Below are 9,732 nucleotides of genomic sequence, written 5' to 3'. Positions count from 1 at the left end.
GAAATTTATAATGAGCTAGGGGTGAGCTATGTCTACCCCAAAATCGGACATACTAGAAGATTCAAACGTGCCACTCTAGAGAAGCAGGGTAGAGAATTGGTATTTACCCATGATGAACGAGGTGAGATTTTTCGGGTGAAAGTCAACCGAAACCAGTCAGGTGATCTTGAGTATTCACCGATTTATATTGGGTCAATAGAAAGAGAAAATATTCAGCTTTGGCAAAAAGCAGAGCGTGTATTACAACAAATAATAGAATCAGAACAGCAACAAGAACTCAGACAAAATAAAGGATTTTCTCTCTAGGTGACTAATTGACACAAATAAGTTTGGTGTCAAAAGTGGGATTTTATATTATTCGCTCTGACTCTGAAACTTGTACCCACCCGCCTCAATTCTCAGCTTACCTGACTTCCATCCTGAATAAATCGGGGTTTTACTCCCGTCAGCATTTTGATAGAGGGCGAAATGATGTCGCCAATCGTGGTCGTGGACATTCCGCCAAACTTTTGGTAATTTATTACCCTGATATTGCAGTTTTACTTGAGCAAAAACCCCTTGATACCCAACCACTCCATGATTAATCTCGTTCAGATTTAAACGCGACTTTTTCACTATAGACTGCTGAAATTGCGACCAACTACCATAAGTTTCTTGTTCACCAACTTCGAGGGCAAATCCGCTTACTATTCTCCCAGTACCCGCAGCAGTGATAATTTGGTCATGGGGATATCGTGACTGAATTTTCTTATTGGCTGTTAAATTAATCCCTGACAGGTGCAAATTAATTGGTGTTAATGCCAGCCATGTCTTTTCGTAACTGATGAAAGTTACACCGTTACGAGTTTCAATCAAAGCTGATTTAGGTAAGAAAAATTGAAATGGTGCTAGTGGTTTATTATTGAGCCAGATTACCAAATTACGGTACTGAGCAACGTTGTCACCACCAATGGATGAAGTAGATATTTTAGTCGGGTCTGTTCCGGTAGCTGCGATAAAGTAATCCACCCCGCGCCGAGAATTAAACGCCATCATTTTAAAACCGTTCCAGTCCCCGCCGGAACCAGTAGCTAATGTCCCCAGTTGGAAAGTGTTACCGAAATAAAGAGTTTCGTAAAACTGGGGCGCTGCGTCTCCTCCTGGTTTCCAATTTTCGTAAGTTGGTTTGGAATTGAGTAGTTCTAAAGGTTTTTTAAATTCCTTCCGTGCTAAGGCAATAATAGCTAATGGCGGACGGTAACTGCTGGTAATTAGGTGTACTTCGTCCGCGTCTGGTTTGGGATCTGCCAGTGGCGAATCCCCAAAATACAGCCCTAAAGAATGAGTTGCCAGAGAACACCAAACACAGTTACCTTGACTATAATCGCGCTTAGAGGGGCCACCAAAACCACCCCGCCAATATTTCAAAGCGCCTTCAGTGAAAAACCAATCGAGTGCAGATTTAGCCAGAGATTTAACCTCTGAATCTAATGCGAAATCGTAGAGATTTACATAAGTTGTAACGGCGTGTCCCAAGTAGTTTTCCGAATCCCACTCACCTTGTCCAATTTGGTAAAGAGTGCGAACATTGCGGCGGATACGTTCTTTATATATTTTGCGTGTCTCTTCATTGCCTGTTTCCTCAGCAAATAAATAGACCGCTATTTCCCGCATTGCTTTTAAATTATCGGTGTTGCGGCAGTCAACCCAGGTATCGCAGTTATCAGTTGAAGCCGACCAAAATTTTCGAGGGCTAAGAAAGGTACGTGTCAGTGGGTCTTTTTCAGTCCAAATCGCCATCGCTTTCTTCATGCGCTGGCGATAATTTGGGTCAAGATATTTACCAAAGTAGAAGTATTTGCGGACTTGCCCTTTGAGGGTAAAGCCAGAGTAAAAGTCAATTCCCAAAGTGTGAGCATTTCTATCGGCATCAGCGTCTTCTGATTGCAGAAAGGCGATCGCTTTTTCTCGATTACCTGCAAGAAAGTCCATCATCGCTCTAGGATAAGACCTTTTTTCGTTCTCAAAGGCTGTCGAACCGTAGTTAGAGCCTGCAAATTTTCTAATTGCTTGTTGAGAACGCGCCCGAAACTCTGCTGTCATCTGTGGTGTCCATTGTGACCCTGGCTTTGACTGGGTGCTGCCCAGTAATAGACACAGCAAACAGATGATGGTAGCGGTTTTAAGGTGCGATTTTCGGGACACGGGACATTCCACATATACTGAGCGACCACCAAGCTAAATGCGTAAATTGGGCGCACTCAAACCAAGTGAAGGTAAAAACGAGGTAAGCAATGAAGACTGCTTCAATTCCCCGGTAAGGTGATTTGATCACCTGCCACAGACACCATCCTAACAGGGCTAGGTACGATGCCAGCCCCAGTAAGCCTACGGATAAACTTGTATCTAAAATTAGATTATGCGCTTTAGTTGTGGGTAGTTGTGCGGTTTTTATTTGGCCATTCTCGTCTTGGTAGTCGAAACTAAAATCACCCAAGCGAATTACTTTAGTTATTTTTATGCCGGGGCGCACATGGGAATAAGCAGTGCCGAAACCATCCATTCCCCATCCGAGTAAGGGACGGAGAGTAATTCTATAGTTGGCCATCTGCCAGAGATCAACGCGGTTTGATGTGATTTGTTTAATCAGGGGTAAATTATTCATCTGCCTAGTGCTGGTAGCAATGCCAATTATCAGTAAACACACCAGTGTTGCAGGTACTAAAAGTTTATAATGCTTGCGCCCTAATAGGTAGATAGTCGCTACCAGTAAGGCTAATAATCCTGCTCTAGTTTGAGTGAGTAGCAAAGCTGGGATAATTATGATGCCAGCAGTTGCAGCAAGGCGTGTGTTTATCCATTGCCATTGCCAACCAACAAGTGTCATAATTGCTACTGCTGCTAGGACAAATGAAGCATGACCGCGATGGGAATACAAGCCGATTGGTTGCTGATTTTGAAAAATGGTACTAGCTAGGATGTTACTCTGCATCAGTTGACCGCTTGTGGTGGTATAGTCGATGCGCCAGTTAATGGTTTGCGGGAAGATGCTGATTGCAAGGATAACTCCACCAATTACTAAACCCTGGAGTTGAGAACGGGCTAGTTCTGGGTGTAATCTTAACAGTAGGCTGTTGCTGAGGGTGAAGATGGCGATGAGCAACCAGTAGAGTAAGCCATCACCCATCTGTTCTTGACCGAAAAGCGATCGCCAAGGAAAGGGACTAGTCAAAGTTGCAATTAATCCAATTCCTAAAAATATTTCCCACAACAACTTGTTGATTTTCCAACTTTGGGGTAGCTTGAGGTTTTCCTTGTCTTCCCAAAGCATTAAAAAGTTGAGTATGCAGATAAGTACGATGGCAAATACTTTTGGTTGAGTCCAAATTTCCCCGCGCATTGCACCGATCGGGTTGATGAGAATGATGCTAAGGGAAAATAGTAGGGTGTAGATACGGTTCACGGTTATTTTTCAAAGCGAATTGAGAGCGCTTTTATTATTCCCCACGCGCCGAGTGCTAATAGTCCCAGTGAAGATGTAAATTCAGGGGTAGAGACGGGCGATTCGGAATCGTCTTTAGTCAACCAGCTACTATTGTTGATATAGTTATCCCAATTGTAATCCCACAGTTCTTCGTCTTCAGTCCAGCTGGTATCGGCAATATCGAAGTAAGACATTTCTTGGTCTACACTATTGTTATCAAAAAGCCCATAAGTGCTATCCGCATTGCAGCCACCGCCACCGCTACTAGCATCGCAAGTAGGAGGTGGTGGCGGTGGTGTACAATCTTGAATTTCAGGTGGGCAAACACGACGTACTTCATTTTTCCAACCCCATTGTATTCCATTGTAAACAGTGACTGTTCTTTGCCTACTATCAGGAGGTGTCGTCTCTTGAACCAGGTATAAGTGTGCGCTGAAGTAGTTGTTTGTCATAGCTCGATCCCAACCATTAGCGTATGGTTTATCAATTAAAAAGGTTTCGCCTGCATAACGAGAGTTAGGAAAGTCATAGTAAGGAGTATCTCTAGCCCAACGATCAACAACAGGAAGGAATGGGTTAGGGAAATTAGGTGGTTGATAGCTAGCTCGTAATACTTGAATCCAGTGAAGTTTACCTTGTCCAGGTTGAGGATCAGTGGGATTTGGTTCGTACTCTATGTGAAAAAGAGCACCAACTCCACGGTAGTTACGTCCTTCAATTGTCTCAGAAACCCTGTCACCTATAGATGTCCCAACTCCACCACAAGCATCTCTAAGATTACAAGCTTGGTAAGTTCTAATTTTAAAGTTCCCCTTTAAGTCGTTTTCTGCTTTTTCAAATTTCCAGCTAAATAAACCGCCTTCAGCCCTTTGAAGACCCCAACGAATAAGACCTGCATTAAACATAGATGTTCCACCTCGCGGCAAAGGCTGAAACCATAAGTCTTTATCTATGTAGGTTATGGATTCTTCGTTAGGACGACCTGGTATTGGAGCTACAGAAAGTTCTCTATAGAACTCAACATCTTCAGGTTCGGCTGGTGAAATATTATATGCAACAGAAGTACGGCCTGTAAGCGCAATAAATACAACTGATAAAAACAAAACTATGGGATATCGTTTTGATAACATTTTGTGCAACCTTAATTTAATATGTGGCTGTTTTGAAAACTTGAAATTGCCAAAAGATGGGTATGAAACTTGCAGTACAAAATTTAGAGTTTAATTAGTAACTCCTTGGATAAAACGCACTAACTCTAATTTAAAATCCCTTTAATTCTGAACTAAATGCAACTCTACAAATGGAGTTTTTGCTTCTCCTGTCCAAATTCCTTCTAGTTGCTTCGTCTTTTTACTTAAGAGTTCGTCAACTTTTACTTCTGTTTGCGAGTTGTAATATGTAAATCTAAACTGATACACTCCTGGCTTCAAAGGCTTAAGTGTCCATCCACCGTAATGACTTGTGGGAATAGCAATTCCTAACCTATTACCCAAAACCCAAAAAGTTTGCGTTTCCAGAAAAAAAGTTACATTTTCTTTTGGTATCAAACAAGGATAACTATATTCTTCAGATTGTGTATAGCTAAAGCTACCACCTTCCACTAATATTTCACCATCTTGATCCACAATTTCTGGATATAACAAGTCGGAAGCCAATCTAAATCGAAGAGTGCTGTCTGTATTATTCGTTATGCGTATACCCATTTGCAAAGAATCTATAGGAAAAATTTCTTTCTCTGGTAGTGAAAAAAGCTGTAAAAGATACTGCAATTTTTGCACATAGTTTTTTTTGGGAACTGTTAATACTTGCTTTGACACTAGGGTTTCAAAACAAACGCCATTGACTTCAACAGCATGACTATCATTCGATTGTTTAGATGTCATGTTAGCTACTCTCTGGTTCTAGGTTTTTATGCGTTGTCAAACTTTTTGGCACATAGCTTAATGCTATCATCCTAAAAAAGAGTGATGATTTATTGCTGAATTGGGTACAGACTTTGTAACTTTTTAAACCTTACCTTTTTTGAGGCAAGCAACAAAATCATTTTTTTTAATGTTAGGCAGTCACTATTTCTAAGAATTCTATGCAAGTTTTTTGCTGTGAAACCATCATAAATTATTTAGCAGATATTAGTAGTTAATGTATAAGTTTAATTTTCCTAAGTAGCCAAAAAAATTAATGCCGCTTTTGGGCTTAAAATTTATGAAAATGAAAGAATTAAGTTAAATCTATTATTCTTTTAAGTGTGTTGACAACCTCATATTTACTAGGTTATTAAAAATCAGTGTTTACTGAATTACAAATAAAACTTTATAAAGCTAATCTCAAGAAAAATTTGCGCCCGTTAGATAGGCGTGGAACTAGCAAGGTAACGACAGTCGCCTTTTGGCGAGAATCTTTCACAGCTTGTCAATATAAGCTTCTAGGTCACTGCGTTTAACTCGCCACCCCTTGCCAATCACTTTGGCTTTTAACTCGCCTTTAGTAATTGCGTCTCGCAGGAATTCTCTAGACAACCCAGTTAGCGCTTGTGCCTCTGCAATAGTCAGTAGTAGCTTATCGGCGATCGGCACTACTGGCTGATTGTCGCCTCTGCCCAGTAACCCTTCAATGATTGAGGATAATTTATCAATTACCCCAACCTCGCCAAATTCCGTAATCTCGCCAGATTGATGCACTAATTTACCTGTCTGTTGCTCTTGCTCTGTCGCTATTTGACGAGATTCAAAGGCTGGTTTTACGGTCGGTTGGTTCAGTTCTGACTTGAATGCTTCCAGTTCGGCGGGGTCAAAGTTGGCAGTCGGGCGAGTTTTCCCTTTCTCGTACTTGACGCTGATTCGTCCTTGCTGAACGTAACGCTCAAGCCCTCGAACGCTGACACCCAAGTAATCTGCTGCTGACTGCTTATTCATAAATCTCGCCAAATATCGTAACTCGCCAAAATCCTATCAGTGATTGGCGAGTTTTGGCGAGATTGAGAAAGAGCAACCATTATTCCTCAGCTGTGCCTATGCTATATTTCCCCTAAAGTATAGGACTAGGTGCTATACTTTAACCGAAGAGACTAGAAAATGAAAATTTACAAAAACCGTACTTTTGACCGTTGGGCGCGAAAGGAAGGCTTAAACAATCTTAGTCTCTGTAACGCTGTAAACGAAATGGCAGCAGGACTTTATGATGCTGACCTGGGAGGTGGACTATTTAAAAAACGCATAGCAAAACCAGGGAAAGGTAAGAGTGGTGGATTTCGGACACTAGTAGCTACTAATAATGAAGATCGTTGGTTTTTTATTTTTGGCTTTTCAAAAAACGAACGCAGCAACATTGACAAAGATGAAGAAGAAGCTCTGAAAATGTTATCCAAGCAATTACTTGCTTATACACATGATGAGCTTGAGCAGGCAAAAAATAGTAATGCGTTAATAGAGGTGATTTGTAATGCGTCAGAAGAAATCAGCAATTCTTGAAGCAGTTCATGAGACAGCAAAAGACCTACACAAAGCTGGGCTAATGAATCAAACTACATTGCGCGAATTTGAACACCTATGTCTACCTCCTATTGAGCCTCTAGAACCATTACAAATTAAAGAAATACGGGAATCATCTCAAGTCAGTCAAGCTGTTTTTGCACGTATTTTGAATATAAGTACTTCAACAGTTCAAAAATGGGAAATAGGACAAAAGCGACCTAGTGGAGCATCTCTTAAGCTACTGCACTTGATAAAGAATCGTGGCTTAAACAGTGTGCTTTATTAAAATTGACGTGAGAACCTCATTTACCACCAACTGTTCGCTCACGTTATCGTGTTTTCATCTTAGAATTACACATTATGTTTTTAACAATTGGAAAGTCAACTATTAATATCAATCATATTTGCTCAATTACTTGGACAACAAATATAAATATAAATGTTGTTGAAGCTAGTAATGATAATACAAATGAAAATCCTCCAAGTAAGAATCCTATTATTAATTGGTTAGAGAAAAATTTAAAGGAGGAAAAGAAACCTGACTCTGTTTATATATTTTTAAATCACAGCATATCCTCGGATACAGGAAGTCAAACAGCAAGAAGTCACACAGCATATATGTGTTTCTCTTGGGAAGATTACGAAGAAGATTTAAAAGCTTTAGCAAGAACCGTAAATTTTGATTTAACAAGGATAGGAAGATAATTCCCCTTACTGGGTAATAGATTTTGGATAAATAGGTTAATTGTTGTGCATAAAATTGACTGGTCACTTTATAATCGCATTCAAAAAATACTACAAAGTAAAGTGAAATCATCTGTCATCTAAAAGGTCATAAAAAATTAGTGAAGGCGATCGCTGACAGAGGGCGGGTACGCCATCGCGCTTTGTCGTGCTGCTTCCTCCCTGCCCCCTCTCAAAAGATGTCGTCAAACTACTAATTCCCGACTTTTTGATTCACGCAACTATAGTGTATAAATACTTCTTGTGATATCTAAACTTGCATACCAAACATAAATTGACGTAGTTATGTATTATTCCGAATAATAGATTTGAGTTCATCAATAGTATAAGCTGGTTTTTTTCTATGAATCATTGCGTGACAATTAGCACACACTGGACGTAAATCTTTTTTTGGCTCAATCTCATACTCTTTACCAATTTCTGATAATGGCTTTAAATGATGAATGTGGATATAACCTTCACCAATTACTCCGTATACCCCCTCGAAACTAAATCCACAAACCTGACATATTACACCATAGTGTTTTATGCATTTTTGTCGGGCATCGGGGTTACGTTCATAAACATTGACTGCAATCTGCTTAATCGAGCCTTCAAAGTATTTCTCTGTTTCTATTACTTCTTCAGGTAAACTTATCGGATTCAATTCATTGTCGTCAAGAAACTCCCAAATTATTTTAACGGGTGAAGTTTCTTCAAAAGATTTTACTTTCCCTAAACCTAGATATTTAAAAGGTTCTTTATTACTTGATCTGATAAATATATATTTTTTAACTTCTGGATTAATTAACTTTTTAATTTCAGGCTGGTCTATTTTAGTCTTACTTTTAGCAAACCAGACTAAATCATCTCCTAGAAAGTGATTGTTATAGTCGTGACCAGTTGTACCAGCTACACCCATATTACAAAAAAGAAAATAATCTTCTTCGTGCCTGGTGTAGCCTGTCTCCCAATTACCACCTTTTCTATCTTCTGAAAGCCCAACAATCCGATAAATATCTCTTCTTTTGTAACTTTCGCCACGGATAAACTGATAGTCCATTTTTTGATTTTTTTAGTAAGATTTAACAATTGAATTAGAGTTGTAACAAGCAAGATTTGTATCTAGCAATCAGTTAATTAAGTTATTGTTTACGTTAGCTAAATAGTCTGAATTGAAAACACTTCTCTGTATTTTGAACATGTTCAGGCAATCCTGGGGACATTATTTCATTCCCGATTTAAGAAACTGCCTAAAGAAGATATTACTTATAGAATAAGTTATTTTATTTACTTTTTTAATGGGATTTATACTTAACAAGGTATCAAATCAATGATATTGAGTGATCGCTCTTGTAATTTTACAAATCTCCCCAATCGAAATTCAGGAAGCGTCGAGCATTCAGCTTGGTATATTTTTCAGTGTGTTTGATATCACGGTGTCCCAAAAAGTCTTGAATCTCTCTGGTGTTGTAACCCTGATTCACCAGATAGTAACCGCAGGCATGGCGCATCATGTGACAGTGAACTTTGATATCAAGTCCCGCCTGCGCCGCCAGCCGCCCAAGCAGCTTTCGCACTGCATCAGTTGACATCACCTCACCACGCTCGGAAACGAAAATATATTTGCTATCGGGCAACATCTCTCTGAGTTCTTTGAGCAAAACTAATTCATCGTCTCTCAGGGGATGCACCCCAGAGTCACTGCCCTTTTCCCTGGTGATGAAAATCTGGCGTTCGGCCCACATCAGTGCATCCCACCTTAAACCGCACTTAGCCCCTACAGCTTCCCCTACCCTCAGACCGTGGCGAAACATGAGCAACAGAGCGTGTATAATCACGGTGAGCATAACGAGCTTTGCGTTCTAGTGCAGCATCGAGTAGAGATCGCACCTCGCTTGGTGTAAGGTATTCTCTAGACCTGTAGTGCTTGTTAGGTAGACGAGTTGGGGGTGGCAACCTCATTTATTCTTGGTGGTAGTGTCCGGTTTACGCGATTTATTATGGACAGTCTACACCGCCACAAGCCCCATTACTCCGTTGACAGGCTCATACAGTTAGACTTATTGATAACAG

Annotated in this window: 10 protein-coding genes and 1 pseudogene; 4 read left to right on the top strand and 7 right to left on the bottom strand. The window is 40.1% G+C overall.

From position 1 onward, the window contains the following. Nucleotides 1–306, top strand: a pseudogene (locus G1O98_RS33565) (hypothetical protein); the annotation flags it as partial. Between the two features lie 48 nt (nucleotides 307–354). Here the strand turns inward: G1O98_RS33565 and G1O98_RS33560 are convergent. From G1O98_RS33560 to G1O98_RS33540, 5 genes are all read right to left on the bottom strand, one after another. Then, entirely contained in the window at nucleotides 355–2,082 is a 1,728-nt protein-coding gene (locus G1O98_RS33560; RefSeq protein WP_163937741.1) for a hypothetical protein, read from the bottom strand. 79 nt (nucleotides 2,083–2,161) lie between these two features. Next, nucleotides 2,162–3,442, bottom strand: coding sequence for an O-antigen ligase family protein (locus G1O98_RS33555; protein ID WP_345940624.1), 1,281 nt, complete (start codon nucleotides 3,440–3,442; stop codon nucleotides 2,162–2,164). Nucleotides 3,443–3,444: 2 nt separating this feature from the next. After that, nucleotides 3,445–4,593 (bottom strand): hypothetical protein, encoded by a 1,149-nt coding sequence (locus G1O98_RS33550; protein ID WP_163937734.1) that lies wholly within the window; start codon nucleotides 4,591–4,593, stop codon nucleotides 3,445–3,447. A 141-nt stretch (nucleotides 4,594–4,734) separates the two neighbouring features. Next, complete coding sequence (locus G1O98_RS33545) at nucleotides 4,735–5,346, bottom strand: hypothetical protein (RefSeq protein WP_163937731.1); 612 nt, start codon at nucleotides 5,344–5,346, stop codon at nucleotides 4,735–4,737. Nucleotides 5,347–5,862: 516 nt separating this feature from the next. Further along, nucleotides 5,863–6,375, bottom strand: coding sequence for a helix-turn-helix domain-containing protein (locus G1O98_RS33540; protein WP_163937728.1), 513 nt, complete (start codon nucleotides 6,373–6,375; stop codon nucleotides 5,863–5,865). 159 nt (nucleotides 6,376–6,534) lie between these two features. Between G1O98_RS33540 and G1O98_RS33535 the strand changes: the two genes are divergently transcribed. From G1O98_RS33535 to G1O98_RS33525, 3 genes are all read left to right on the top strand, one after another. Beyond that, nucleotides 6,535–6,930 (top strand): type II toxin-antitoxin system RelE/ParE family toxin, encoded by a 396-nt coding sequence (locus tag G1O98_RS33535; RefSeq protein WP_163937725.1) that lies wholly within the window; start codon nucleotides 6,535–6,537, stop codon nucleotides 6,928–6,930. Further along, nucleotides 6,902–7,219 carry a DNA-binding transcriptional regulator gene (locus G1O98_RS33530; RefSeq protein WP_163937722.1) on the top strand — a complete coding sequence of 106 codons (318 nt, stop codon included), beginning with the start codon at nucleotides 6,902–6,904 and terminating at the stop codon, nucleotides 7,217–7,219. The genes G1O98_RS33535 and G1O98_RS33530 overlap by 29 nt, the downstream gene beginning before the upstream one ends. A gap of 74 nt (nucleotides 7,220–7,293) precedes the next feature. Continuing rightward, on the top strand, nucleotides 7,294–7,638 hold the full coding sequence (locus tag G1O98_RS33525; RefSeq protein WP_163937719.1) for a hypothetical protein: 345 nt from the start codon (nucleotides 7,294–7,296) through the stop codon (nucleotides 7,636–7,638). A gap of 322 nt (nucleotides 7,639–7,960) precedes the next feature. On the opposite strand, the gene G1O98_RS33520 is transcribed toward G1O98_RS33525, so the two are convergent. Both G1O98_RS33520 and G1O98_RS33515 read right to left on the bottom strand, forming a co-directional pair. Further along, the gene (locus G1O98_RS33520) at nucleotides 7,961–8,719 is read right to left on the bottom strand and encodes a DUF3427 domain-containing protein (RefSeq protein WP_163937715.1); all 759 of its coding nucleotides are present in this window, start codon (nucleotides 8,717–8,719) and stop codon (nucleotides 7,961–7,963) included. 298 nt (nucleotides 8,720–9,017) lie between these two features. After that, a complete protein-coding gene (locus tag G1O98_RS33515) occupies nucleotides 9,018–9,506 on the bottom strand; it encodes a tyrosine-type recombinase/integrase (RefSeq protein ID WP_243458621.1) in 489 nt (162 codons plus the stop codon). Nucleotides 9,507–9,732: the final 226 nt, after the last annotated feature.

Source organism: Nostoc sp. UIC 10630 (genome assembly GCF_010747425.1).
Classification (GTDB): domain Bacteria; phylum Cyanobacteriota; class Cyanobacteriia; order Cyanobacteriales; family Nostocaceae; genus Nostoc.
This window is presented reverse-complemented; position numbering and strand designations above follow the sequence as displayed.